The organism is Franzmannia pantelleriensis (assembly GCF_900102875.1).
GTDB lineage: Bacteria > Pseudomonadota > Gammaproteobacteria > Pseudomonadales > Halomonadaceae > Franzmannia > Franzmannia pantelleriensis.
The window spans coordinates 375,922-401,187 of sequence record NZ_FNGH01000001.1 but is presented as its reverse complement, the minus strand read 5'-3'; the positions used below and the strand labels follow the sequence as shown (position 1 = coordinate 401,187).

Genomic DNA, 25,266 nt, shown 5'->3' with positions numbered 1-25,266 from the left:
GAATGAGGTTCGCTTTCGTACGCGGCAAGCACCGGCCCGTTCCGGCGCAGGTGATCTCTCCAACACGGTAGAGCCTATGCTAATCGACGCTCACTGCCATCTCGATTTCCCCGACTTCGATAGCGATCGCGAGGCGGTGATCGCGCGGGCCAAGGCCGCGGGCGTTGGCGGTTTCGTGGTGCCGGGCACCACCCGCGCCCGCTGGCCCGCCGTGTTGGCGCTGGGGGAGCGTGATGACGTGTCGGTGTGCCTGGGGCTGCACCCCTATTTTATCGACGAGCACGTCGAGAGCGATCTGCAGGCTCTGGACGACGCGCTGGCGGCCGACCCTCAGATCGTCGCCGTGGGCGAGTGCGGTATCGACGCGCGTTTTAGCGAGACCTGGGAGGCGCAGTGGCAGCTGTTCGATGCCCAGGTGCGGCTGGCCAAGCGCCATGCGCTGCCGCTGGTGATTCACTGCGTACGCGCCAACGATCAACTCGCCAAACGGCTGCGTCAGTTGGCTCCGCCTCACGGTGGGCTGATTCACGGCTTTGCCGGTTCACCCGAGCAGGCGCTGGTGTTTATCGAGTTGGGCTTCGTGGTGGGGCTGGGCGGTGCACTGACTCACCCCCGCGCCAGGCGTCTGCAGCGCGCCGTCGCCGCGCTGCCGGATGACGGCTATGTACTGGAAACCGATAGCCCCGATATGCCCCTGGCCGGTTATCAGGGGCAACGCAACGAGCCAGCGCGGGTGGCCGAGGTGTGTCGTCAGGTGGCAGCGCTGCGTGGCCAGCAAGAGAAGGATGTCGCCGCGGCCAGCAGCGCCACGGCGCAGCGCCTGTTTGGCAGCGGCGTTGTCGGGTCAGGCGTCGGCGAATAACACTTCGGGGTCGAGTCGTTCCAGCGCATAGGGCAGTGCCAGCGGACTAGCCATATGCCCGCCGACCGTGAGCGGCTCGGCGTGCTCCCGCGTGCTCAATACCGCGAGCAGTTCGATAACCCCCTCGCCGTCAGCCTCGGCGGCAATGACATCACCCTGGCGCTTGCCGTTGGCGTCTTCCACGCCTTCCCCGGGTGTCGGCAGCGTATCGGTTTCCAGCTGCAGGCGCGCCAGTCGCTTCTTGACCTGGCCGCGGAAGTGCGCCCGGGCCACTACTTCCTGACCGGTGTAGCAGCCCTTCTTGAAACTGATACCGCCGAGTGCCTCCCAGTTGAGCATCTGTGGCAAATAGGTGTCCTGCTGGGCATCGCCGATCCATGCCAGACCAGCCCGGATATCCTCCAGGCACCACTGGGCATTGCCTACCGGGGACGCCGAGATCGAAAGTCGCTTCCACAATGCGGTCATCACCTCTTGTGGCGCGATCAGCATTAGTCGCGGCGTTGGCCCTGGATGGCAAAGCAGCAGCTGTGCTGAGTCGCCCACCTGATGCCAGGGCAACGGCGCGGTCAGGCCGGTTTCGGTCTCTGCCAGTGCGGGGGCCGCGTCGCCCATGATGCCGACCAGCGCCAGGTCGTCGCGGGCGCTGAGGGTGACCTGATAGAAGGGCGCGAACTTGCCAAGATGCGCCTGGAGGGCGTCGATCCGCTCCATCGGCATGATCAGCCATAGCCGCTCGGCATCGATGCGCAGCAGCTGGGCGTTGGCAAGCATGCGACCTTTGGGGGTGCAGAAACAGGTGAGCGGCGCGGCACTGCCATTGGCATGCTCGACCTGGGCGCTGGCTTGCCCCTGCAGGAAGCGTATCCCTCCCTCGCCCTGCACCTCCAGCACGCCTAGGTGGACCAGCGGCGTGATGGTGGTTTGCGCGGGCGGCTGATCGGGATCAGCGTGGGGCGCGAAGGTGACGCGCTGAGGGCCACAGGGGGTGGCACCTTGGTGCTGGCTCCAGTCAAGCATGGCGACTCCAGGAAGGGTGGCTGAACAGGCAGTGATGCAAAGATTACCAGGTCTTTCAATGGGGGCAGCGAGTGACGATTCAAGCCCGACCGGTGCCCGGGCATGCTAGACTGCCAGGCTTATCGAGACGATTGCGGAGGGCGTGATATGGCGCAGATATCGCTGACATTCGAGGGCGTCGATGACGCCGAACTGATCAACCGTATCACCACGGCGCTGATGATGGTGGAGGGCGTCGAGAGCGCTGAAGTCGGTCGCCATGGCGCCGACGTGGAGGGCCGGGTGCGCCGTGAGGCATTGATCGAGGCGCTAGCCTCGCTCAAGGTCAAGGTGCGCTGATGACCATCACCGTGATCAGTGAGGAGGCTGGCACGCTACGCCAGCGGGTGGAACTCGAGGGCTTCGAGGATCTCTATGTAGACGCACCGCGGATCGTGGGTGGCCAGGAGAGCGCCCCTGACCCGCACGATTACTTCGACCTGTCGCTGGGGGCCTGCAAGGCGATTACCGCGCAGATGTATGCCTATCGCAAGGGCTGGCCGCTGAGCGGCGTCACGGCGGTGGTCAGCCGCGATGAGCGCGATGAGCGGCGTGGCATCTACCGGCTGGAGGTGGTCTTGACCTTTCACGGTATCGACGACAGCGACCGGCTGGCGCGGCTTACCGAGATCAGCGACCGTTGCCCGATTCATCGGCTGATGACCAGTGCCACGGTGGAGATCACCACGCGTCAGGGCTGAGCCATATTTATACCGTTATCTTTCGTTGAGGTTGCCCGTCATGCAGAAGCGCTTCGAGCTGCAGTCCAAGTTCCAGCCGGCCGGTGATCAGCCCAAGGCGATCGACGCCTTGGTTACTGGCTTGGATGCGGGGCTGGCGCACCAGACGCTGCTCGGTGTCACTGGTTCCGGCAAGACCTTCACCATGGCCAACGTGGTGCAGCGGCTGCAGCGTCCGACCATCGTCATGGCCCCCAACAAGACCCTGGCGGCCCAGCTCTACGGTGAATTCAAGGCGTTCTTTCCCGACAACGCCGTGGAGTATTTCGTCTCCTACTACGATTACTATCAGCCGGAAGCCTATGTGCCGTCGTCGGACACCTTTATCGAGAAGGATGCCTCGATCAACGATCATATCGAGCAGATGCGATTGTCGGCGACCAAGGCGCTGCTCGAGCGGCGCGATGCGCTGATCGTGGTATCGGTGTCGGCGATCTACGGCCTCGGCGATCCCGAGCAGTACCTCAAGATGCGGCTGCACTTCAATCGCGGCGAGCTCATCGACCAGCGCAAGATGCTGCGCCGTCTGGCGGAATTGCAGTACACCCGCAATGACATGGATTTTCGCCGCGGCACCTATCGGGTTCGCGGTGATGTGATCGATATCTTCCCGGCCGATTCAGAGGAGGAAGCGGTGCGGGTCGAGCTGTTCGACGACGAGATCGACTCGATCAGCCTGTTCGACCCGCTGACCGGCGAGGTGCGTGGCAAGGTGCCGCGCATGACCATCTACCCCAAGTCGCACTACGTGACCCCGCGCCAGACGATCCTCGAGGCCGCCGAGAATATCAAGGGCGAGCTGGTCGAGCGCCTCGACTGGCTGCGCAAACATGACAAGCTGGTCGAAGCCCAGCGTCTCGAGCAGCGCACCCTCTACGATATCGAGATGATGTTCGAGCTCGGTTACTGCAACGGCATCGAGAACTACTCGCGCTACCTCTCCGGTCGCCCTCCCGGCGAGCCACCGCCGACCTTCTTCGACTACCTGCCGCCGGATGCGCTGCTGTTCATTGACGAATCCCACGTCAGCGTTCCCCAGGTGGGGGGTATGTACAAGGGCGACCGCTCGCGCAAGGAGACCCTGGTGGAGTATGGCTTTCGCCTGCCGTCGGCCCTCGACAACCGCCCCATGAAGTTCGAGGAGTGGGAGCATATCTCGCCGCAGACGGTCTTCATCTCGGCAACCCCGGGACCCTATGAGGCTGAGCATGCCGGTCAGGTGGTGGAGCAGGTGGTGCGCCCGACCGGCCTGGTGGATCCAGAAATCGAGGTGCGCCCGGCCTCGACCCAGGTCGACGACCTGCTGTCGGAAATTCGCTTGCGTGCCGAGGTCGGTGAGCGAGTGCTGGTGACGACCCTGACCAAGCGCATGGCGGAAGACCTCACCGAGTATCTCGACGAGCACGACGTGCGGGTGCGCTATCTGCACTCCGATATCGACACCGTGGAGCGGGTCGAGATCATCCGCGACCTTCGCCTGGGCAAGTTCGATGTGCTGGTGGGCATCAACCTGCTGCGAGAGGGGCTCGATATCCCCGAGGTGTCGCTGGTGGCGATTCTCGACGCCGACAAGGAGGGCTTTCTGCGCAACGAGCGCTCGCTGATTCAGACCATCGGCCGCGCCGCGCGCAATGCCAACGGCAAGGCGATCCTCTACGGTGACCGTGTGACCGTCTCGATGCAGCGCGCCATCGACGAGACCGAGCGTCGCCGCGACAAGCAGATGGCTCACAACCAGGAGCATGGGATTACTCCGACTACCGTCACCCGTTCGGTGGCGGATATCCTCGAGGCGGCCGCGGCACCCGGCTCGCGCAAGAGCAAGGGGCGTAAGAGCGAGCGCAAGGTGGCCGAAGGGCAGGGCGACTACGCTGCCAGCCTAGATGCGCTGGATGCCGCCGGCTTGACCCGCGAGATCAGTCGTCTCGAAGACGCCATGTTCGAAGCGGCGCAGAACCTCGAATTCGAGGAAGCGGCCCGGCTGCGCGACCGTCTTCAAGAGCACAAGGCGCGCCTGCTGGCGCTGGGTTGAGCCGATGCCGGAGGGCCCCGAGATCCGGCGTGCCGCAGACCGCCTTGGCAAGTGGCTGATCGATCGCCCGCTTGACGAGGTGTGGTTCGCATTTCCCACGCTGCAGCAGGCGGCGGATTCGCTGTTGGGCCGTCGTGTCACTGCGGTGGACTGCTGGGGCAAGGCGCTGCTGACGCACTTCGACAATGGCCGAGTCCTGTACTCCCACAATCAGCTCTACAGCCGCTGGATGCTGCATGCTCGCGACAAGCCGCCTGAGACCAAGCGCAGCTTGCGCCTGCGGCTGACCACCGAAAATCGTGCCGCCAGTCTCTATAGCGCCTCGGATATCTCGTTGCACGATGCTGGGGCGCTCGACGATCATCCCTTCCTGCGCAGACTCGGCCCCGACCTGCTCAGCCACCGGGTCTCGCCGCAGGATGTCATGGCGCGCTTACAGTTGCCGCGATTCCGGCGCCGGGGCTTGGGGGGGCTGCTGCTCGACCAGCACTGCTATGCCGGTATCGGCAATTACCTGCGTTCGGAGATGTTGTTCTTTGCCGGATTGCGACCAGAGCGAAGCCCGCAAAGCCTGTCGCTTGTTGAGATGGAACGGCTGGGCGAGGTCATGGTGGCCACCATGGCCCAGGCCTACCATGAGGCGGGCGTCACCAATCGGCCGGCGTGGCGTCAGCCTCTGCAGCAGGCGGGCTTGCCGCGGCGAGCATGGCGGCATGCCGTCTTTGATCGAGCAGGAGAGTCGTGCCACGCCTGCGGTGCCTTTATCGAGAAGCACAGCGTGGCGTCGCGGCGGCTCTATCTGTGCCCGGTATGCCAGTGTTAGGTATCAGGACATAATCCGGTTATACCGTTATCTATTCAGTATATTCACCGTATACATCGGACCTTGGTGGCAGAGACCTGATCAGTGTCTACAGATGCGCTATAATCCGCGCCGCTCGACCCGTTACATCGCCACGGCCACCGTGTCCTGACCGCAATGCCGTGCGCCTTATGCCATAGCCAAGGAGCTAGCTGCTGATGACCGTGATCCGCCAGGATGACCTGATCCAGAGCGTCGCCGACGCCCTCCAGTACATTTCCTACTATCATCCCAAGGATTTCATCGATGCGATGCATGAGGCGTATCAGCGCGAGGAGAACCCCGCCGCCAAGGATGCCATCGCCCAGATCCTGATCAACTCACGCATGTGTGCCATCGGCCACCGCCCGATCTGCCAGGATACTGGCATCGTCACGGTGTTCTTGCACGTGGGGATGAACGTGCGCTGGGAAGCTGACATGAGCCTCGACGATATGGTCAACGAGGGCGTGCGGCGTGCCTATAATCTGCCGGATAACGTGCTGCGTGCTTCCGTGCTGGCAGACCCGGATGGCAAGCGCAAGAACACCGGCGATAATACCCCGGCGGTCATTCATCACAAGATCGTGCCCGGCGACACCGTCGAGGTACATGTGGCAGCCAAGGGTGGCGGCAGCGAGGCAAAGTCCAAGTTTGCCATGCTCAATCCCTCCGATAACGTGGTTGACTGGGTCATGGAACAGCTGCCCAAGATGGGGGCCGGCTGGTGCCCTCCGGGCATGTTGGGCATCGGCATCGGCGGCACCGCCGAGAAGGCCATGGAGATCGCCAAGGAGGCGCTGCTCGATCCTATCGATATCCAGGAGCTGCAGGCTCGCGGTGCCTCCAACCGCGCCGAGGAGCTGCGCCTGGAGCTATTCGACAAGGTCAACAAGAGCGGCATCGGCGCCCAAGGCCTGGGCGGCCTCACCACCGTGCTGGATATCAAGGTGAAGGACTACCCGACCCATGCCGCCAATAAGCCGGTGGCGATCATCCCCAACTGCGCCGCGACGCGTCATGCCCACTTCACACTGGATGGATCCGGCCCATCGGCGCTGGCTGCGCCTAAGCTCGAGGACTGGCCGGAGATCACTCGAGAGGCCGGCGACAACGTCAAGCGTGTCGATCTCGACACGGTAACGCCGGCAGACGTGCAAAGCTGGCAGCCCGGCGACACCTTGCTGCTCAATGGCAAGCTGCTGACCGGTCGCGATGCCGCCCACAAGCGCATGGTCGAAATGATCGGCAAGGGCGAGCCGCTGCCGGTGGATATGCGCGGCCGCTTCATCTATTACGTCGGCCCGGTCGATCCGGTGCGTGACGAGGTGGTGGGGCCGGCCGGTCCCACCACCGCCACCCGCATGGACAAGTTTACACGCACCATGCTCGAGGAGACCGGCCTACTGGGAATGGTTGGCAAGGCCGAGCGTGGCCCTGCAGCGATTGAAGCGATTCGTGACAACAAGGCCTGCTACTTGATGGCCGTGGGCGGCTCCGCCTACCTGGTGGCCCAGGCCATCAAGAAGTCCCGGGTAGTAGGCTTCGAGGATCTGGGCATGGAAGCGATCTACGAGTTCGAGGTCGAGGACATGCCGGTGACGGTGGCGGTGGATAGCGCCGGCACCTCGGTCCACCAGACAGGCCCCGCCAAGTGGAAGGAGATCATCGCCGAGCGCGCTTGAACCGAGCCACGCCGTCGATGTCGTTGCGGCCCCGCCTCTGGCGGGGCTGCCTGCGTTACGGGTATGATGGTAGCCCGATTTCACGGATCAGGGAGCGTCCATGACATCCTGGCTGATGGGCCTGGCCATCTTCATGGTGCACCTGCTGGGTATCCTCTCGGCGGTGCTGGCACTGATGTCGAGCCGTACCTCCCAAGGCGCCATCGCCTGGATCATTTCGCTGATCACCTTCCCCTACGTGGCCTTGCCCGCCTACTGGATCTTCGGTCGGCCACGCTTCTACGGGTATGTCTCCGCACGCGGCGAGCGCGATACCGTATTACGCCGGGTGCTGGCTCGCTATCGCGAACAGATCGAACCCTACCTGGCCGATGCCGGCATCGGTGAGGTACGTGCCGTCGAACAGCTGGCGATGATGCCGCTCACCAGCGGCAACCGCGCCGAATTGCTGATCGACGGCGAGGCTACCTTCGCTAGCCTGTTTGCCGGTATCGATGCCGCCGAAGAGTACCTGCTGGTGCAGTTCTTCATCGTGCGCAACGATGCCCTGGGCCTGCAGTTCAAGGATCATCTGGTGCGCGCCGTGGAGCGGGGCGTGCGGGTCTATTTTCTCTACGACGAAATCGGCAGCCGCAAGTTGGGTGAGGGCTACCTCAATGATCTATACGACGCCGGGGTGGCGGTGAGTGCCTTCAATTCATCCCGTGGCGTACGCCACCGCTTCCAGCTCAACTTTCGCAATCACCGCAAGATCCTGGTAGTAGATGGCTGTGAAGGCTGGCTCGGCGGCTTTAACGTCGGCGTCGAGTATCTCGGCCAGCATCGCCGCCATGGGCCATGGCGGGATACCCACCTCAAACTGACCGGTCCCAGTGTGCTCGGGCTTCAGGAAGCGTTCTGGGAAGACTGGCACTGGGCGACAGGAGAAGTGCTGAGTCTCACCTGGCTGCCACAAAGCACCTGCGACGACTGCCAGAACGTGGTGATCGTGCCGTCGGGGCCGGCCGATCGTCAGGAAACCGCCAGCCTGCTTGTCCAACAGGCGATTCACAGTGCCGATGAGCGGTTCTGGGTCACCAGTCCCTATTTCGTGCCCGACCAGGGCGTGCAGGATGCTCTGCGCCTGGCGGCAATGCGTGGTGTCGACGTGCGCATCATGATTCCCGAGCGGCCCGACCATCTGCTGGTGTTTCTCTCGGCGTTCTCGTTCCTCCCCGACATGCTGCGCGCCGGGGTCAAGGTGTATCGCTACCAGCCGGGCTTTCTGCATCAGAAGGTCATGCTCATCGATGACCATAGCGCCACCGTGGGCACCATCAATCTCGATAACCGTTCATTCCGGCTCAATTTTGAAATCACTGCCTTCGTGCCTGATCGACACTTCGCGGCCGAAGTGCGCTTGATGCTGGAGAAAGACTTCGCCGACTGTCGTCGCATCAGCTATGACGAACTGCGCGACCGTGCGCTGTGGCGCAAGCTGGTATCGCGCGCGGCCTATTTGCTGTCACCCATTCAGTAACGACCTGCGCCACCGAATTACAGCAATTCGCCCGGGCATTTGTCGAGCGGCGTGTGGCAGGCTAAAGTGCTGATTTTCCAGTTCCGACATGTGCACGACGTCGTCGATGGAACCTTGATCGCTGAGCAGAGGAGTGGTGGTGAACCTCGAAACGAAATGGCTCGAAGACTTTGTCGCTCTGGCCAATACACGCAGCTTCTCGGCGTCGGCGCGCCAGCGCCATGTTACCCAGCCGGCGTTTAGCCGACGCATCCGTTCGCTGGAGCAGGCGGTGGGAGTGACGCTGGTCGACCGCTCGACCACGCCGGTGGGATTGACCCCGGAAGGGCAGCTGTTCCTGGTCACCGCGCGCAATCTGGTCGAGCAGCTCAGCGAGTGCCTGGGGCATTTACGTGGTCTGTCGATGGCCAACGAGGCGCTGGATATCGTCGCCGCTCACTCCTTGGCGCTGACCTTCTATCCACAGTGGATCTCGCGCTTGCAACAGGGCACCGGCGAGCTTCCTACGCGCTTGATCGCCATGAACATGGGAGAGGCGATCCATGTCCTGCGAGAAGGCAACTGCGATCTGATGCTGGGGTACTACGATCCCTATGCCAGCATGCAGCTCGATGCCGAGGTCTTCCCGTCGTTCTCGATCGGCCAGGTCAAGATGGTACCGGTCTGTTTGCCCGATGGTGATGGTGCGCCACGCTTTCCTATCGATGGCTGCGAGTCGGTTCCCTTTCTTGCCTACACTCAGGGGGCTTTCCTGGGGCGCAGTGTGCGCATGCTACTCAAGAATGATCCACTGCGGATGCGGCTGCGCACCGTCTACGAGACCGCCATGGCCGAGGGCTTGAAAGGCATGATGCTGCAGGGCGCCGGGATGGCCTGGATTCCCGATTTCTGTATCCGCGACGAGCTGAAAAGCGGCAGGCTGGTGCGGGCCGGCGGCAAGGAGTGGGATATCCCGCTGGAGATACGTTTGTATCGCTGCTCGCTGGTGCACAAGCCTGGCGTCGAGAAGCTGTGGCGTCAGATGATGAAGCTCCCCCGCGACTTTCTGCAGGCTTAACTTCCCCCAAAGTCCGCGGGCAGGCCGAGAAAGTTCTGGATGATAAAGAAATGGTCTTCGAACAGGCTCTCAGGCTCGAGGTCGGCCAGCGCTACCCAGCGCGCGTGGTCGCCACCCTTGGCCGGTTTCAACTGGGGTAGTTGCTGCTCGGGACGCAGCGCAAAGTAAAAGGCCTCGGCCAGGGTGCGGCCACGCCAGCTGCGGTGTGGTTCATCAAACAGTCGCTGGCCGCGCAGCGAGCCCTTGAGCACCGGTTCCGGCACCTTGAGCCGCAGGCGTTCGCGCAGCTCGCGTAGACAGGCATCGAGTAGTCGCTCATGGGGATTGATGAAACCGCCGGGGAGTGCCAGCAGCCCTTTGCCTGGCGCGGCGGTGCGCTTGACCAGCAGTACATGACCGGATTGCACCACCACCGCGTTGACGGTGACGAAGATTGGCGGGTAAGGAGCGTCGGCCCAGGCGCTACGATACTGGTTGAGCAGCTGTTGCTCTTCGATCAGGCGTTGAAAGGGTTCGGCATCGGTGAAATAGGTAATCGTGGTGTGCACGCTAGGGGGCAGGTCATGGGCGGCACCGGTGGAGAGGTAATCCCCCGCTGAGGAGTGGGAATGGAACAGCCGCTCGCGAATCTGGCTGGCCGAAATGCCCTCGACCAGCGGCACGCTGACCGACTCCCACTGCGGGAACAGCGAGAGATAGTAGCTGGATTGACCGCGACTGGCACCGATCAGCGCAATACGTGGCAGTCGTCCGTGCTGTGGGCTGGCGATATCCCGTACCTTGCGCTGCACGTCGCGCACCCAGACATCATCGTTATACAGCGCGTCCAGCAGCGGCTCGATGTCGAGGCGCTGGTTGTCTTCTTCATCGAAACAGCTGCGCAGCATCGCTTGGCGTTCGTCGAAGCGCCAAGGGTTGCGCAGCGAGCGAGCCTGCCACGCCGAGCCGACCAGCACGATCACCTGACGGGCACGCTTGAGTGCCTCGTGAATCACCGCGATATGCCCCAGATGGGGCGGCTGGAAACGCCCAATGAACACCAGGCAGTCGAAGTCGGGGGCGGGATCATCGTGCGCGGTTCGTGCTTGCGGGGTCGATGCCATGCGGGCTCCGTGGGCAGGTGAGTGGGGCCATTATCCGAGCCCGTCCGGCTGGCTGCAATGCGGCGTTGACCAGTCGTCTGCAGTGGCAAGCTCACTGGCGTATGCTTTAGAGGAACCTAATCACGGTCGGGAGCCTGAATGATCAAGCATCACATCCTCTATTGGTGGCGCATCGTTCACGATGCCATTCAGCTATGGCTTAAGCGCAATGCCTTCAGCTATGCCGGATCGCTGGCATTCTACACGCTGTTCTCACTGGCGCCGACGATGATCATCGCGGTGACGGTAATTGGCGTGGTGCTGGGGGAAGATGCCGCCCAGGGGCAGATCGTCGCTCAGCTAGAGGGCACCATGGGCCAAGACGCCGCCACCATGGTCGAGCAGGCCGTCGCCCAGTCTCGTATCGAGGAGTCGGGCCTGCTGCCGACCCTGCTGGGAGTTGGGGCGCTGCTGGTCGGTGCCACCACGGTGTTTGCCCAAATGCAGTTCTCGCTCAATACCATCTGGGACGTGACGGCCAAGCCGAGCGGCAACAGCCTGCTGATCTTTATCAAGAATCGGGTGCTGTCGCTGACGGTGGTATTGTCGATCGGTTTCATCCTGCTGGTATCGCTGGTATTCGGCGTGGCCCTGCGCGCGGCACTGGGGCACGCCGAGGACCTGCTGCCGGTGTTGGGCGTGCTGGCGGGGAGCGCCGAGTTCCTGATCTCGCTATTGATGATCGCCGCACTGTTCGCCACCATCTTCAAGGTATTGCCGGACGTAGTGCTGAGCTGGAAGGATGTCGTCGTCGGTGCGGCCGTGACCGCAGTGCTGTTCGCGCTGGGACGCTACTGGATCGCCGCCTATCTGGCGTATACAGCCACCGCTTCGACCTACGGTGCGGCGGGGTCGGTGGTGGTGATTCTGCTGTGGGTCTACTACAGCTCGCTGATTCTGCTGTTCGGTGCTGCCTTCACCAAGTGTCATCTGCAGGCACGGGGCAAGCCAATGGTGCCGCGCAACTCGGCGGTGGTGGTTAGACACGAACTCGACGAGTAAGGAGAGCGCCATGAGCAAATGCTGCGTCAAGGCCGTGGTTACCGGCAAGGTACAGGGCGTGTGGTATCGTCGCTCGACCCAGGAGCAGGCGCTTCAGCATGGGGTCACCGGCCACGCCAAGAATCTCCCCGATGGACGCGTGGAGGTGCTGTTGTGCGGCGCAAGCAGCGAGGTGAATGCGGTCATCGAGTGGTTGTGGAAAGGGCCTCCCGGTGCCCGGGTGACCCATGTCGAGCTGGAAGGCGTCGAGTACCGTGACCGCGACGCCTTCGTGACGCTATAAGCACTATTTGAGCGTGTCGACGATCCACTTCACCACCGCGGCCCCGTCGGCATCGAGGCAGACGTCGACCAGCGGGGTGCGCGACCAGCGTGCATCGAGGAAGGGGCGCCCCTCGGGGGCAAAGATGGTCTGGCCCTCGGCATCGCCGTCGGTCGCCACCGTGAGGTGTCCTCGTGCGGTGGTGAACAGCTGCGGGGCCATCAGCCAGGCCAGCGCACAGCTGTCGTGGGGGCAGCAGCCATCGATGCCCAGCGCCTGCTGGTAGAAGTCGCGATAGAAGCCATAGCTGCCCTTGAGCACGTCGCCGAGACGCCCCTGGCCCGCGGCGATGGTGTCCATATCGGCCGGGGAGAGCACGCAGCGGTGAGTGGCATCGAGCCCTACCATCACCAGCGGCCAGCCGGCAGTCAGGGCACGCGACGCGGCATGGGGGTCGTTGAACATATTGGCCTCGGCCACCGGCGTGACGTTGCCGCCCTCGCGAATCGACCCGCCCATGATCACCACCTGCTTGACCCGTTCGACGATACTCGGATCGAGCTGCAAGGCTGCTGCCAGGTTGCCGAGCGGCCCCACCGCCACCAGCGTCACCTCCCCGGGGCGTGCATTGACAGTATCGACGATGAACTGCGCAGCGCTGCGCGAATCCGCCTGACCGCTCACCGTTGGTAGCTCGATGTTGCCCAGGCCGTTGGCCCCGTGGATATGGGCGGGAGCCGGGTGCTTGGGCTTGACCAATGGTGCCGCGGCGCCTTGGGCCACGGGAATCGTCTGGCCGGCCAGCTCACTCAACAGCAGGGCGTTGTGAGTGGCGGTGTCGATATCGACATTGCCGTAGGTGGTTGTCAGGCCCAACAGCTCGATGTCGGGATGGGCGAGGGCAATGGCAATCGCCTGGGCGTCGTCTACGCCGGGATCGGTATCGAAAATGATCGGAGTCGTCATACTGCGTCCTTGTGGTAGCAAAACCGTGGGTGTGACGGGGTTAGTATGGCGCGACCGCCAGGGTTGGCCAGTCGCGGAGAGCCGCTTCGACCTCGCTTGCCAGTGGGATGCTGGGCGCTGCGCCTTCGCGCTGAACGCACAGCGCCGAGGCGGTGCTGGCACGCTGCAGACACGCTATCACCGCTTCACCGGCCTGGCGGGCGGCCATGAAATAACCGATGAAGGTATCGCCGGCGGCGGTGGTGTCGACGGCCTTGACGCGCTGGGCGGGCAGCATCAGCTGGTGATGCTCGCTGTGGTAACAGACGCCATCGCCGCCTAGCGTCAATACCAGCTCGGTGTCAGGGAGCCGCTGCGCCAGCGCTTCGAGCAAGTGCCGCGGCGAGCTGCTCTCTGGCAGGTCGACCAGCGCTGCGGCCTCGCCGCGATTGACGAACAGCAACTGGCAGGCGCTAAGCGGCAGCGCCGCCGCGGCGGCGTTCATCGGCGCCGGGTTGAAGGCAATCTCCAGCCCCGCCTGTGCGGCGCTGCGCATCAGATGATCGAGGCCATTGCACTCGTTCTGCAGCAGCAGGCTATCGCCGGGTTGCGCCTTGGCCAGCAGGGCCTCGATAGCAGCATCGCTGAAGCCGTGATTGGCCCCGGGGTGCAGGATGATCGCATTCTCGCCCTGGTCATCGACCTGGATCAGCGCGTGGCCGCTGGGTTCGTCGTGAAGCTCCGTGTCATCGAGGCCGACCCCGGCCTGGGAGAGAATCTGCAGGGCCCAGGCGTCGGCCTGGCCCAGCCGCCCCCAGTGCTCGATCCGACCGCCGGCGCGGGCCATGGCCAGCGACTGGTTGGCGCCCTTGCCGCCTAGCACCTGCTGGAAGCTACGGCTGGCCAGGGTTTCTCCGGGGCGTACCAGATGGGGTACCCGGTAGACGTGATCGATATTGATCGAACCGAAGTTGTAAACGGGGCGGGGCATGCGGGCTCCTTGCGTGTGTGGCCGGGCGCGAGAGGCTAGCAGACGCGGCTCAGCCTGTCCTGGCTGCGCGCCAGGCGCGCAAGTTGTCGACGGTGAGCTTGACCACGTTGGCTCGCGACTCGGGGGTGATCCAGGCATTGTGGGGCGTGACGATCAGGTTGAGGGGCTCGCTGCTGGCAGCGATCAGCGGATGCCCGTCGCGGGGTGGCTCCACCGGCAGCGAGTCCACCCCGAGGCCGCCGAGGGCGCCGTCGCGCAAGGCGGCAAGCGCGGCGGCCTCATCGACGATACCCCCCCGAGCACAGTTGATCAGCAGGGCGTCATCCTGCATGCGAGCCAGCATGGCGGCATCGATCAGACCGCGGGTGGCATCGGTCAGCGGGCAGTGTAGCGTGATGATATCCGCGCTCGGTGCCAGCTCGGCCAGCGCAGGACGGCTATCACTGGCCTCGTTGCCGGGACGCGCGGCGAAGGTCACCTGCATGCCGAAGGCCTCGGCGAGCTGGGCGACCCGTGAACCTAGCTCGCCCTGGCCAACCACCACCAGCCGTTTGCCGGCCAACTGCAAGGTACGGTGCCCCATCAGGCAGAAGAACGGGCTGTCGCCCCAGCGCCCGGCGGCGACATCCTGCTGATAGAGTGGCAGGCGATTTGCCAGTGCCAGCATCAGCATCAGGGTGTGCTGGGCCACGCTGGCGGTGCCATAAGCGGATACGTTGCGAACGTCGATGCCGTGACGTTCGGCAGCGGCCATGTCGATATTGTTGGTGCCGGTGGCGAGCACGCAGATCAGCTCGAGGGCCGGCAGCTGCTCGAGCAGCTCGGCGTCCAGCACCACCTTGTTGACGATGGCGATGCGTGCGCCAGCCAGGCGCTCCAGGCGCTGCTCCGGGGCAGTGATGGCATGAACCTCGAGACTGTCGACCTGCTCGCGGAGCGGCGTCAGGTCGATGTCCTCACCCAGGGTAGCAGCATCCAGAATCACGGCTTTCATGGCAGTTCCTCGTCGGAATGGTCAGTCGGGTGGCTTGCCTTGCCCGTTGGGGGGCGCAACACGCTATACTATCGGGCTTTCGAGGCAGGCTTGGAAAGTGCGCACCCTTGGAATAAGCGCGGCTGACCCTATATCAGCGTTCGGTCGCGGCCATCGTTATTCAGCGGTTCGCCACGGCCTTACTATCATGGTCTTTCGGAGAGACTAGAACCATGCCCATCTACGAATATGAGTGCAAGGCCTGTGGCCAACGCCTGGAAAAGCTTCAGAAGATCAGCGCCGCACCGCTGACAGACTGCCCTAGCTGTGAACAGCCGGCGCTGAGCCGTCTGGTTTCGGCGGCAGGCTTCCGGCTCGCCGGTGGCGGCTGGTACGAAACCGATTTCAAGTCCGGCAGCAAGAAGAACCTGGCCGGCGACGGCGCCGACAGCAAGGCGTCGAGCAAGACCTCTAGCAAGGATGGCGCCGCGGCCTGAGAGCCGGGCGCCGTGCCTGACCCTTTCGATCCATGCAACAGAACAGGATGTAACATGCGCAGTCATTATTGCGGCCAGCTCAACGAGACTCTGGTGGATGACCAGGTCACCCTGTGCGGCTGGGTACATCGCCGCCGTGATCACGGCGGGGTGATTTTCCTCGACATGCGCGACCGCGACGGCATCGCCCAGGTAGTGGTCGACCCGGATACCGAGGAGGCCTTCGCCACCGCCGACCGCGCCCGCAATGAGTATGTGCTGCGCATCACCGGTCGCGTGCGGCCGCGGCCTGAAGGTACCGAGAACCCCAACATGCCGACCGGCATGATCGAGGTGCTTGCCAAGCAGGTCGAGGTGCTCAACACGGCAGCGACGCCGCCGTTCCAGCTCGATGAGCACGGCAAGGTTGGCGAAGAGGTACGCCTCAAGCATCGTTACATCGACCTGCGCCGTCCGGAGATGATCGACAAGCTGCGCCTGCGCTCGCGGATCTCCCACAACGTGCGCGCCTATCTCGAGAACCAGGGGTTCCTGGATATCGAGACGCCGATCCTGACCCGCGCCACCCCGGAGGGCGCCCGCGATTATCTGGTGCCGAGCCGCACCCACGCCGGCAGCTTCTTCGCATTGCCGCAGTCGCCGCAGCTGTTCAAGCAGCTGTTGATGGTGTCGGGCTTCGATCGCTACTACCAGATCGCCAAGTGTTTCCGTGACGAGGACCTGCGCGCCGATCGCCAGCCCGAGTTCACCCAGATCGACCTCGAGGCCTCGTTCGTCGAAGAAGACGACATCATGGGCATCACCGAGGAGATGATTCGCGGCCTGTTCCATGAGGTGCTCGACGTCGAATTGCCGAGCTTCCCGCGTATGGCTTATAGCGAGGCGATGTCGCGCTTCGGGTCCGACAAGCCGGACCTGCGCATCCCGCTGGAGCTGACCGATGTCGACGATCTGATGTCTCAGGTCGATTTCAAGGTGTTCTCCGGGCCGGCGACTGCCGTCGATGGTCGTGTGGCGGCGCTCAAGGTGCCGGGAGGCGCCGAGCTGTCGCGCAAGGCCATCGATGAGTACACCAAGTTCGTCGGCATCTACGGCGCCAAGGGCCTGGCCTGGATCAAGGTCAATGAGCGCGCCAAGGGGCTCGAGGGGCTGCAGTCGCCGATCGTCAAGTTCATGGAGAACGTGGTCGACCAGCTGCTCGAGCGCCTCGACGCTCAGGACGGCGACATTATCTTCTTCGGCGCCGACAAGACCCGGGTCGTCAACGAGGCGTTGGGCGCACTTCGCGTCAAGCTGGGCGAGGATCTGGATCTCTATACCCAGGCCTGGGCACCGCTCTGGGTGGTCGATTTCCCGATGTTCGAGGCCGATGACGCCGGTCGACTTCACGCACTGCACCATCCGTTTACCGCGCCGTCGTGCAGCCCTGAGGCACTCAAGGCGGAGCCGGCGGCGGCACTGTCGCGTGCCTATGACATGGTGCTCAACGGCACCGAGCTGGGCGGCGGGTCGATCCGTATTCATGACCAGAGCATGCAGCGGACCGTATTCGATGTGCTGGGCATTGGCGAAGACGAGGCCGAGGAGAAATTTGGCTTCCTGCTCGACGCCTTGAAGTACGGCGCACCGCCCCACGGCGGCTTGGCTTTCGGTCTCGATCGCCTGGTCATGCTGATGACTGGCGCCAAGACCATCCGCGAGGTGATCGCCTTCCCCAAGACCCAGAGTGCCGCCTGCCTGATGACCGACGCCCCCGGCGAGGTCAACGCCGAGCAGCTCAAGGAGCTCAATATCCGGCTGCGCCAGAAGGCCAAGCCGGAGACGGCCGGCGAGTGATCGCCGCCATGTCGTTATCGCAGTATGTCGGCGCCCGCGAGGCGCCGACGTCGTCTGCGCCGGGCGCGGGCGTGGAGGGGCAGCCATCATGCTGATTCTCGGCATCGACCCCGGTTCGCGCATTACCGGCTACGGCGTGCTCGATGTATCGCTGGCCAAGCCCCGTTATGTGGCCAGTGGCTGTATTCGCATTCAAGCCGACGAGCTGCCACAGAAGCTGGCCCAGGTGTATGCCGGTATCAGCGAACTGATCGCCGTTCATTGCCCCGGCGAGTTCGCCATCGAGCAGGTGTTCATGGCCAAGAACGCCGACTCGGCGCTCAAGCTCGGCCAGGCCCGTGGCACGGCAATCGTATGCGCCGCCAATCATGGCCTGCCGGTCAGCGAGTATGGGCCGCGTCAGATCAAGCAGGCCGTCACTGGCACCGGTGCCGCCGACAAGGCCCAGGTCCAGCATATGGTCACCGCCATCCTTGGGCTCAGCGCCACCCCCCAGGCGGATGCCGCCGATGCGCTGGCGATCGCTCTTACCCATGCCCATGCGCGCCTGGGCCTGGTGCAGCGCGGCAGCTATGGCGGGCGCAGCGTCGCCAAGGGGCGCGGCAAGGGGTGGCGGGACTACCGTCCCGGCAGGTCATGAGCCCCCTTTGGAGGATTATCAAACAGTGTTTGAAGACGCTGGTAAGCCGTCGCGGCGATCAGTATAGTGGCTAGCCAGTCAGCTCAAGGATGTGATGCATGATTGGACGCCTGCGCGGCACCCTGCTCGAGAAACAGCCCCCTTGGCTGGTGCTCGACGTTGGCGGGGTGGGTTACGAACTCGAAGCCTCGATGAATACCCTGTTGGCCTTGCCTGCCGCCGGCGAGCAAGCCCAACTGTTTACTCACCTGATCATCCGTGAGGATGCGCATCTGCTGTTCGGCTTCGTGCGCGAGCAGGAGCGTGCGCTGTTCCGCGCCTTGATCAAGGTCAACGGGGTCGGGCCCAAGCTGGCCTTGGCGATCCTCTCCGGCATGGAAGAGGCGCAGTTCATGCGCTGCGTGATGGATGACGACGCCAAGGCGCTGACGCGTCTGCCGGGGGTCGGCAAGAAGACCGCAGAGCGGTTGATCATCGAGATGCGCGACCGTTTCCCACACTGGCAGCAGGGCGGGGCCGGGCTCGATGATCTGGCACAGGCCGCCGGCCCCACGGCCAGCAGCAGTGACCCGCTGCTCGACGCCGAGGCGGCACTGGTCACCCTTGGCTACAAGCCCACCGAGGCCAGCAAGATGCTTAGCGGACTCGACAAGGGGCTCTCCACCGAGGCCTTGATCAAGGCCGCCCTGAGTCGCAAGCTGGCAGGCTGAAGGAGCGATGCATGACCCCCACGAGAGTGACGAATGATTGACAGCGATCGTCTGATCGCGGCCCAGAGCCAGCCGGGTGAGAGCCGGGTCGATCATGCCATCCGCCCGCAGCGACTGGCCGATTATATTGGCCAGCCGGCGGTGCGCGAGCAGCTGGATATCTTCATCAGCGCGGCTCGCGGTCGCGATGAGAGCCTCGATCACACCCTGGTGTTCGGGCCGCCGGGGCTTGGCAAGACCACCCTGGCGAATATCATCGCCGCCGAGATGGGCGTCGATATCAAGTCGACCTCGGGGCCGGTGCTCGAGCGCGCCGGCGACCTGGCTGCCATGCTCACCAACCTGCAACCCGGTGACGTGCTGTTCATCGACGAGATTCACCGCCTGTCGCCGGTGGTCGAGGAGGTGCTGTATCCGGCCATGGAAGACTTCCAGCTGGATATCGTGATCGGTGAGGGGCCCGCGGCGCGCTCGATCAAGCTCGACCTGCCGCCGTTCACGCTGGTCGGCGCCACCACCCGGGCGGGGCTGTTGACATCACCGCTGCGCGACCGCTTCGGGATCGTCCAGCGGCTGGAATTCTACGCCGTCAGCGAGCTGACTGAGATCGTCACGCGTTCGGCGCGGCTGCTCGGCGTCAGCGCTGATCGCCCGGGCGCCGCCGAGATTGCGCGACGCGCCCGCGGCACCCCACGCATCGCCAATCGCCTGCTGCGACGGGTACGTGACTTCGCCGAAGTCCGCGGCGATGGCACGCTAGATGCGGCGATTGCCGATAGCGCCTTGAACATGCTCCACGTCGATCGTCACGGCCTCGATCACATGGACCGTCGCCTGCTGCTGGCCATGATCGAGAAGTTCGATGGTGGGCCTGTGGGTGTCGACTCACTGGCGGCGGCCATCGGCGAAGAGCGCGATACCATCGAGGATGTGATCGAGCCGTATCTGATTCAACAGGGCTTCATGATGCGCACTGCCCGCGGGCGGGTGGTCACGCGCCAGGCTTACCAGCACTTCGGTATTGCTGCGCCGACGCCGCCCGACAGCAGCAGCGGGGAGGGCGGGGCGTGAGCAGCTTCTGCTGGCCGGTGCGCGTCTACATCGAAGACACCGATGCCGGAGGCATCGTTTATTACGTCAACTACCTCAAATACATGGAGCGGGCCCGCAGCGAGTGGTTGCGCCAGTTCGGACTTACCCAGCAGGGGTTGCTGGACGCCAACATTCAGCTGGTGGTACATCGTCTCGAGTGCCGCTATGCCAAGCCCGCCCGTCTCGACGATGCGCTGCAGGTCAGCGCTGAGATCGAGCGTCACGACGCTTGCCGGATGACCTTTCATCAGCAAGTCACGTGCCGCGGGGAACCCTTATGCGATGCCTGGGTCGACATCGCCTGTATCGATGCGACTCGCCTCAAACCGACGCGATGGCCAGCGCCGCTGCGTGCCGCTCTGAGCGGTCAACACTTGCAAGACTGACGAGGATACCCGTGAACGACTCCATGTCCATTCCCCACCTGATCATGAGCGCCAGCACCGTGGTGCAGCTGGTCATGCTGCTGCTGACGGTGGGTTCGATCGTCTCCTGGATCGTGATCTTCCAGCGCACCTTCGTGATGCGTCGCGCCAAGCGAACGCACCTGGCGTTCGAGGAGCGCTTCTGGTCCGGCGTCGATCTCAATGAGCTGTATCGCGAGACACCCTCCGAGCAGGAGACCCACGGTGCCGAGCACGTGTTCCGCGCCGGCTTTCGCGAGTTCAATCGGCTGCTGCCCAAGACGCGCAGTCCCCAGGCGATTCTCGACGGTGTACAACGCTCGATGCGGGTGGCCTGGTCGCGAGAAGAAGAGCGCCTCAACCTGCACTTGGTATTCCTGGCCACCGTGGCCTCGGCGAGTCCCTATATCGGTCTGTTCGGCACCGTGTGGGGCATCATGGGCTCCTTCCAGAGTCTGTCGATGGCCCAGCAGGCGACCCTGGCAACGGTTGCGCCCTGGATCGCCGAGGCATTGATCGCCACCGCCATGGGGCTGTTCGCAGCGATTCCCGCGGTAATCTTCTACAACCGGCTGTCATCGGAATCCAGCAAGTTGCTCGGCAAGTACGAAGATTTCGCTGAAGAGTTCCACTCCATCCTGCATCGTAACCTGCAGGGACGTGGCGACAGCGACGCCGGCTGAGGGAGAACCGCTATGCATGGTCCATTCAACCGCGGCGGCAATCGCAAGCCCATGGCAGAGATCAACGTCGTACCGTTCATCGACGTCATGCTGGTGCTGCTGGTGATCTTCATGATCACCGCGCCGATGCTGACGCAAGGGGTACGCGTCGACCTGCCGCAGGTCACGTCTGAACCCATCGACGATGTTGATGACAGCGAGCCGATCATCGTGTCGGTCGACCGTGAGGGCGACTACTACATTTCACTGGGGGATGATGAGACCCCGGTATCGCTCGATGATATCGCCGACCAGATCATCATCATTCTCGACCGCCGCCCGGGGACTCCGGTAATGGTGCGAGGTGATCGTAATGTGCCCTACGGGCAGGTGGTCACGCTGATGAGTACGCTTCAGGTCGCCGGGGTGACCAACGTCGGGCTGATCTCAGAGCCGCCATCGAGTGAGAATTGAGGAACGTCATGGCCAGACACGATAGCCGTGTAGGCTATGGCCTGCCCACCCTGCTCGCCGTCGGCTTGCACGTGCTGGTGGTGGTGATGAGCGTGATCACCTTGCCCAGCCGCGAGCCGGAGGCGACCTCGTCGTCGGTGGTGCAGGCCACCCTGGTGAGTACTGAAACCACCACCGACCAGGCGCTTCGCGCTGAAGAGGCTCGCGCCAGGGCTGCTCAGCGCCAGGCCGACGAGGAGGCCGCGGCGGCGGAGGCAGAAGCCGCCGCCGAGGCCGAGCGTCAGCAGGCTGAAGAGGAGGCCGCTCAGCGCCAGGCCGAGCAGCAAGCCGAGCGCGAAGCCCAGCAACAGGCGCGGGAGCAGCAGCGTCTCGAGGCCGAGGCGGAAGCTCAGCGGCGCGCTGAAGAGGCCGAGCAGCAGGCGCGGCTGCGTGAAGAACAGGAAGCCGCCGTCGAGGCCGAGCGTCAACGCCTGGAACAGCAACGCCGTGAAGCCGAACAGCAGCGCGAGGCAGAGGCCGCCGAGCGCCAGCGCCAGGCAGAGGAGGCGCGCCGCCAGGCCGAGCAGGAAGCCGAGGCCGAGCGTCAACGGCAAGCCGAACGGGAAGCCGAGGCCGAGCGTCAGCGGCAAGCCGAACGGGAAGCCGAGGCCGAGCGTCAGCGGCAAGCCGAACGGGAAGCCGAAGCCGAGCGCCAGCGTCAGGAAGAGGAGGCGCGCCGTCAGGCCGAACAGGAAGCCGAGCGCCAGCGACAGGAAGAGGAAGCACGCCGCCAGGCTGAGCAGGAAGCCGAGCGCCAGCGCCAGGAGGCCGCACGCGCCGCTGCCGAGGCCGCCAGCGATATCGATAGCCTGATCGCCGGCGAGCAGGAATCGATCGCTAACGCGCGGCAAGCCGAGCAGGCCGCCAATAGCTTCCAGAACCTGGTGCGCAACGCAGTGGAGCAGGCCTGGATCATTCCGGCCGGCTCGGCGTCGGGCCTCGAAGCCACCCTGCGTCTCGATCTGCTGCCCACCGGCGAACTGATTGGGGCTACCATTGTAAGTAGTAGTGGGGATGGAGCGTTCGATCGCTCGGTGATACAGGCCGTCGAGCGCGCGTCGCCCTTCCGTGAAATGCGCCAGCTGCCACCGGCCGCGCAGAGTCAATTCCGTCAGTTCAATCTGAGATTCCGACCCGGGGATGTACGCTGATGAAACCCTTGCTGAACCTCTGGCTTGCCGCCGTGCTGGTGCTGTTCGCCGCTCAGGCCCAGGCCAACCTGACCATCGAGATCACCCGCGGCAGTGACCGCGCCGTTCCGATTGCCATCGTGCCATTCGCCGTCGAGGGCGGCGGCTCGCTGCCCGATGATGTCGCCCAGGTGATCAGCGACAATCTGGAGCGTAGCGGACAGTTCGATCCGCTGTCGCGCAACTCGCTGATCGCGCGCCCCAGCAGCAGCGGTGAGGTCAACTACCGCGACTGGCGTGCCGTCGATGCCGACTACCTGGTGGTGGGGCAGGCCCGCGAGGAGGGCAGTAACTACCGGATGCAGTTCGAGCTGATGGACATCTATGGCCAGCGGCGCATGATAGGTGAGGTGGTGACCAGCGATCGCAACGAACTGCGTAGCGCTGCCCATTACATGAGCGATCAGATATTCGAGGCCATCACCGGGCTGCGCGGTGCCTTTTCCACGCGGATCGCCTATGTCACCTCGGAGGGCGTGGGTGACGACATGCGCTTCGCGCTCTATATCGCCGATGCCGATGGTCGCAACAGCCAGGAGATTCTCAGCTCCGACGAACCGATTCTGTCCCCGGCTTGGTCACCGGACGGCACCAAGCTGGCTTATGTCTCATTCGAGACCGAGCGTCCGGCGATCTATATTCAGGATCTGGCCACCAGCCAGCGAGTGCGTGCCACCTCGTTCCCGGGAATCAACGGCGCCCCGGCCTGGTCACCCGACGGTCGACGGCTGGCGATGTCACTATCCAAGGATGGCCAGCCGGAAATCTACATCATGAATATCGCCGAGCGTAGCTTCGAGCGCATGACCAACAGCAGTTCCATCGATACCGAGCCAAGCTGGTCACCGGACGGTCGCAGCATCGTGTTCACCTCGGACCGGAGCGGTGGCCCTCAGCTGTTCCAGCTAGACGTCGCCAGCAAGCAGGTCGAACGGCTGACCTTCACCGGCAACTACAACGCCCGCGGCCGCTACTCGCCGGATGGGGACTCGCTGTTTCTGATTCATCGTGGCAACAACGGCTATCAGGTGGCACGTCAGGATCTTGGCTCCAATCGCCTGACCACACTGACCGATACCCGCTGGGATGAATCTCCTAGTGTTGCGCCGAATGGGAGCATGGTAATCTTCGCTACCCAACAGGGTAACAACGGTGTGCTGGGGGCAGTGTCGGCCGACGGACGAGCCGCGTTCCGCCTGCCCGCAGCACGGGGTGACGTTCGCGAACCCGCGTGGTCACCATTTCTGAACTGATCGACCATTAGTGTCATTCAATTCTTGCAAGGAGTTGAACATGCAATTCTCATCTTACGCCAAGGGTCTGGTATTGGCCGTTTCCCTCGCCTTCGTGGCCGGCTGTTCCAGCAGCGGTGGTACCCAGGACGGGACCATGGGTGGCACCAGCGGCAGCGGCGCAGCCGGCCAGGGCGTGGGTAGCGGCCAGGTCAGCGGTACCGGCATGAACGGTGGCAACGGCACCACTCAGGCCAGCCAGCAGGGCATCCCCAGCGTGCGCACCATCTACTTCGATTTTGACCGCGATACCATTCGCAGCGAGTTCGAATCGGTACTCAATGCCCATGCCCAGTACCTGCGCGCCAATCCCAATGCCCGCGTGGTGCTCGAGGGGCATACCGACGAGCGCGGTACCCGTGAGTACAACATGGGCCTTGGTGAGCGGCGTGCCAACTCCGTGCAGCGTTTCATGAACGTGCAGGGCGTATCGCCGTCGCAGCTCGAAGTGGTCAGCTATGGCGAAGAACGTCCCGCCGTGCGCGGTAATAATGAAGACTCCTACGCCCAGAACCGTCGCGTGGTGTTCTCTTACTGAGCGACACCCGCCACTGGAGTGAAGCATGAAACACAGCCTTTTCAGGCTGTGCGGCGCGGGAGCCCTGGTGCTCCCGCTGTCCGTTTGGGCCGCCCCGATCGTGGAGGACCTTTCGGCACAGCAGCAGTCGCGCAGCTTCTATGAACAGACCGAAGTACGTGAGCCCGGCGGTGGCAGCCTGATGCTGCTCAATCAGCTGGAGGAGAATCAGCGACAGATCCAGCAGCTTCGTGGCCAGCTGGAGGAGTTGCGCCACCAGCTCGAACAGATGCGCCAGCTCAATCAGGAGCGCTATATCGATCTCGAGGAGCGTCTGGCGGCGGTAGGCACGGTGGGCGGTAGTCCCAGCGTCGATCCCGGCGCCGCTCAGCAGGTTGCCGCTGCCGGCAGCGGCAACGGCGGTGCCCAGGCAGCCTATCAAGAGGCCTTCCAACAGGTGCAGGCGCGGGATTTCCCGTCGGCGATCGTCGCCTTCGAAGGCTTCGTCAGCGACTATCCGGATCACGACCTGACCGCCAACGGCTATTACTGGCTGGGTGAGCTGCATTCCGCAGAATCCGATCTCGATCAGGCGGCTGCAGCGTTCCAGACCGTGATCGACGATTACGCCGCTAGCAACAAGGTGCCGGATGCGCTGTACAAGCTGGCCCTGCTGCGCGCCCGTCAGGGGCAGCCCGATGCCAGCCGCGAGCTGCTCGATGCGTTGATGGAGAGCTACCCGGACAGCAACGCCGCGACACTCGCCAGCGAATTTCTCAATCAGTCCGGCCTGTAGCGGCCGT

27 protein-coding genes are annotated in these 25,266 nt (G+C 63.8%); 22 read left to right on the top strand and 5 right to left on the bottom strand.

From position 1 onward, the window contains the following. Nucleotides 1-76 precede the first annotated feature (76 nt). The gene (locus BLT16_RS01655; protein WP_089656766.1) at nucleotides 77-862 is read left to right on the top strand and encodes a TatD family hydrolase; all 786 of its coding nucleotides are present in this window, start codon (nucleotides 77-79) and stop codon (nucleotides 860-862) included. On the opposite strand, the gene ygfZ is transcribed toward BLT16_RS01655, so the two are convergent. Continuing rightward, on the bottom strand, nucleotides 845-1,882 hold the full coding sequence (ygfZ, locus tag BLT16_RS01650) for a CAF17-like 4Fe-4S cluster assembly/insertion protein YgfZ (protein WP_089656765.1): 1,038 nt from the start codon (nucleotides 1,880-1,882) through the stop codon (nucleotides 845-847). The two genes, BLT16_RS01655 and ygfZ, sit on opposite strands and share 18 nt — an antisense overlap. Before the next feature lie 147 nt (nucleotides 1,883-2,029). Here ygfZ and BLT16_RS01645 point away from each other — a divergent pair, with 147 nt between their 5' ends. The 7 genes from BLT16_RS01645 to BLT16_RS01615 all read left to right on the top strand — a co-directional run bounded on the left by BLT16_RS01645 (nucleotide 2,030) and on the right by BLT16_RS01615 (nucleotide 9,795). Beyond that, on the top strand, nucleotides 2,030-2,221 hold the full coding sequence (locus tag BLT16_RS01645; RefSeq protein ID WP_089656764.1) for a hypothetical protein: 192 nt from the start codon (nucleotides 2,030-2,032) through the stop codon (nucleotides 2,219-2,221). After that, entirely contained in the window at nucleotides 2,221-2,622 is a 402-nt protein-coding gene (locus tag BLT16_RS01640) for an OsmC family protein (protein WP_089656763.1), read from the top strand. The genes BLT16_RS01645 and BLT16_RS01640 overlap by 1 nt, the downstream gene beginning before the upstream one ends. Before the next feature lie 40 nt (nucleotides 2,623-2,662). Further along, the gene (gene uvrB, locus BLT16_RS01635) at nucleotides 2,663-4,693 is read left to right on the top strand and encodes an excinuclease ABC subunit UvrB (protein WP_089656762.1); all 2,031 of its coding nucleotides are present in this window, start codon (nucleotides 2,663-2,665) and stop codon (nucleotides 4,691-4,693) included. 4 nt (nucleotides 4,694-4,697) lie between these two features. Next, nucleotides 4,698-5,516 (top strand): endonuclease VIII, encoded by an 819-nt coding sequence (gene nei / locus BLT16_RS01630; protein WP_089656761.1) that lies wholly within the window; start codon nucleotides 4,698-4,700, stop codon nucleotides 5,514-5,516. Between the two features lie 197 nt (nucleotides 5,517-5,713). Next, nucleotides 5,714-7,219 (top strand): fumarate hydratase, encoded by a 1,506-nt coding sequence (locus tag BLT16_RS01625; RefSeq protein WP_089656760.1) that lies wholly within the window; start codon nucleotides 5,714-5,716, stop codon nucleotides 7,217-7,219. A 100-nt stretch (nucleotides 7,220-7,319) separates the two neighbouring features. Next, a complete protein-coding gene (gene cls / locus BLT16_RS01620) occupies nucleotides 7,320-8,738 on the top strand; it encodes a cardiolipin synthase (protein ID WP_089656759.1) in 1,419 nt (472 codons plus the stop codon). A gap of 139 nt (nucleotides 8,739-8,877) precedes the next feature. Further along, nucleotides 8,878-9,795: a LysR substrate-binding domain-containing protein gene (locus BLT16_RS01615; RefSeq protein WP_089656758.1), complete on the top strand. Its 918-nt coding sequence runs from the start codon at nucleotides 8,878-8,880 to the stop codon at nucleotides 9,793-9,795. On the opposite strand, the gene BLT16_RS01610 is transcribed toward BLT16_RS01615, so the two are convergent. Next, the gene (locus BLT16_RS01610; protein ID WP_089656757.1) at nucleotides 9,792-10,898 is read right to left on the bottom strand and encodes a bifunctional nicotinamide-nucleotide adenylyltransferase/Nudix hydroxylase; all 1,107 of its coding nucleotides are present in this window, start codon (nucleotides 10,896-10,898) and stop codon (nucleotides 9,792-9,794) included. The two genes, BLT16_RS01615 and BLT16_RS01610, sit on opposite strands and share 4 nt — an antisense overlap. A 138-nt stretch (nucleotides 10,899-11,036) precedes the next feature. Between BLT16_RS01610 and BLT16_RS01605 the strand changes: the two genes are divergently transcribed. Together BLT16_RS01605 and BLT16_RS01600 are read left to right on the top strand one after the other, a co-directional pair. Continuing rightward, nucleotides 11,037-11,939: a YihY/virulence factor BrkB family protein gene (locus BLT16_RS01605; protein ID WP_089656756.1), complete on the top strand. Its 903-nt coding sequence runs from the start codon at nucleotides 11,037-11,039 to the stop codon at nucleotides 11,937-11,939. 10 nt (nucleotides 11,940-11,949) lie between these two features. Next, entirely contained in the window at nucleotides 11,950-12,222 is a 273-nt protein-coding gene (locus tag BLT16_RS01600; protein ID WP_089656755.1) for an acylphosphatase, read from the top strand. Nucleotides 12,223-12,225: 3 nt separating this feature from the next. Here the strand turns inward: BLT16_RS01600 and BLT16_RS01595 are convergent, their stop codons facing one another. The 3 genes from BLT16_RS01595 to BLT16_RS01585 are packed head-to-tail and all read right to left on the bottom strand — an operon-like array spanning nucleotide 12,226 to nucleotide 15,131. Next, entirely contained in the window at nucleotides 12,226-13,167 is a 942-nt protein-coding gene (locus BLT16_RS01595) for a nucleoside hydrolase (protein ID WP_089656754.1), read from the bottom strand. Between the two features lie 40 nt (nucleotides 13,168-13,207). Next, the gene (locus tag BLT16_RS01590; protein WP_089656753.1) at nucleotides 13,208-14,137 is read right to left on the bottom strand and encodes a ribokinase; all 930 of its coding nucleotides are present in this window, start codon (nucleotides 14,135-14,137) and stop codon (nucleotides 13,208-13,210) included. A gap of 49 nt (nucleotides 14,138-14,186) precedes the next feature. Next, nucleotides 14,187-15,131 (bottom strand): D-2-hydroxyacid dehydrogenase, encoded by a 945-nt coding sequence (locus tag BLT16_RS01585; protein ID WP_089656752.1) that lies wholly within the window; start codon nucleotides 15,129-15,131, stop codon nucleotides 14,187-14,189. Nucleotides 15,132-15,343: 212 nt separating this feature from the next. On the opposite strand from BLT16_RS01585, the gene BLT16_RS01580 reads away from it, so the two are divergent. From BLT16_RS01580 to ybgF, 12 genes are all read left to right on the top strand, one after another. After that, nucleotides 15,344-15,607, top strand: coding sequence for an FmdB family zinc ribbon protein (locus BLT16_RS01580; protein WP_089656751.1), 264 nt, complete (start codon nucleotides 15,344-15,346; stop codon nucleotides 15,605-15,607). 54 nt (nucleotides 15,608-15,661) lie between these two features. Further along, the gene (gene aspS / locus BLT16_RS01575) at nucleotides 15,662-17,443 is read left to right on the top strand and encodes an aspartate--tRNA ligase (protein WP_089656750.1); all 1,782 of its coding nucleotides are present in this window, start codon (nucleotides 15,662-15,664) and stop codon (nucleotides 17,441-17,443) included. An 88-nt stretch (nucleotides 17,444-17,531) separates the two neighbouring features. After that, a complete protein-coding gene (ruvC, locus tag BLT16_RS01570) occupies nucleotides 17,532-18,083 on the top strand; it encodes a crossover junction endodeoxyribonuclease RuvC (RefSeq protein ID WP_089656749.1) in 552 nt (183 codons plus the stop codon). A 98-nt stretch (nucleotides 18,084-18,181) separates the two neighbouring features. Next, nucleotides 18,182-18,793, top strand: a complete 612-nt coding sequence (gene ruvA, locus BLT16_RS01565; protein WP_089656748.1) for a Holliday junction branch migration protein RuvA — start codon at nucleotides 18,182-18,184, stop codon at nucleotides 18,791-18,793. A gap of 33 nt (nucleotides 18,794-18,826) precedes the next feature. Further along, nucleotides 18,827-19,864, top strand: coding sequence for a Holliday junction branch migration DNA helicase RuvB (gene ruvB / locus BLT16_RS01560; RefSeq protein WP_089656747.1), 1,038 nt, complete (start codon nucleotides 18,827-18,829; stop codon nucleotides 19,862-19,864). Beyond that, a complete protein-coding gene (ybgC, locus tag BLT16_RS01555; RefSeq protein WP_089656746.1) occupies nucleotides 19,861-20,271 on the top strand; it encodes a tol-pal system-associated acyl-CoA thioesterase in 411 nt (136 codons plus the stop codon). Before ruvB ends, ybgC begins: the two co-directional genes overlap by 4 nt. 23 nt (nucleotides 20,272-20,294) lie before the next feature. After that, on the top strand, nucleotides 20,295-20,972 hold the full coding sequence (gene tolQ, locus BLT16_RS01550; RefSeq protein ID WP_176817136.1) for a protein TolQ: 678 nt from the start codon (nucleotides 20,295-20,297) through the stop codon (nucleotides 20,970-20,972). Between the two features lie 12 nt (nucleotides 20,973-20,984). Further along, nucleotides 20,985-21,425, top strand: coding sequence for a protein TolR (gene tolR / locus BLT16_RS01545; protein WP_089656744.1), 441 nt, complete (start codon nucleotides 20,985-20,987; stop codon nucleotides 21,423-21,425). Between the two features lie 8 nt (nucleotides 21,426-21,433). Further along, the gene (gene tolA, locus BLT16_RS01540; RefSeq protein ID WP_089656743.1) at nucleotides 21,434-22,615 is read left to right on the top strand and encodes a cell envelope integrity protein TolA; all 1,182 of its coding nucleotides are present in this window, start codon (nucleotides 21,434-21,436) and stop codon (nucleotides 22,613-22,615) included. Next, nucleotides 22,615-23,907 carry a Tol-Pal system beta propeller repeat protein TolB gene (gene tolB, locus BLT16_RS01535; RefSeq protein WP_089656742.1) on the top strand — a complete coding sequence of 431 codons (1,293 nt, stop codon included), beginning with the start codon at nucleotides 22,615-22,617 and terminating at the stop codon, nucleotides 23,905-23,907. The genes tolA and tolB overlap by 1 nt, the downstream gene beginning before the upstream one ends. 40 nt (nucleotides 23,908-23,947) lie before the next feature. Then, nucleotides 23,948-24,484: a peptidoglycan-associated lipoprotein Pal gene (gene pal / locus BLT16_RS01530; protein ID WP_089656741.1), complete on the top strand. Its 537-nt coding sequence runs from the start codon at nucleotides 23,948-23,950 to the stop codon at nucleotides 24,482-24,484. Between the two features lie 25 nt (nucleotides 24,485-24,509). Continuing rightward, nucleotides 24,510-25,259, top strand: a complete 750-nt coding sequence (ybgF, locus tag BLT16_RS01525) for a tol-pal system protein YbgF (protein WP_089656740.1) — start codon at nucleotides 24,510-24,512, stop codon at nucleotides 25,257-25,259. The last annotated feature ends 7 nt before the right edge of the window (nucleotides 25,260-25,266 follow it).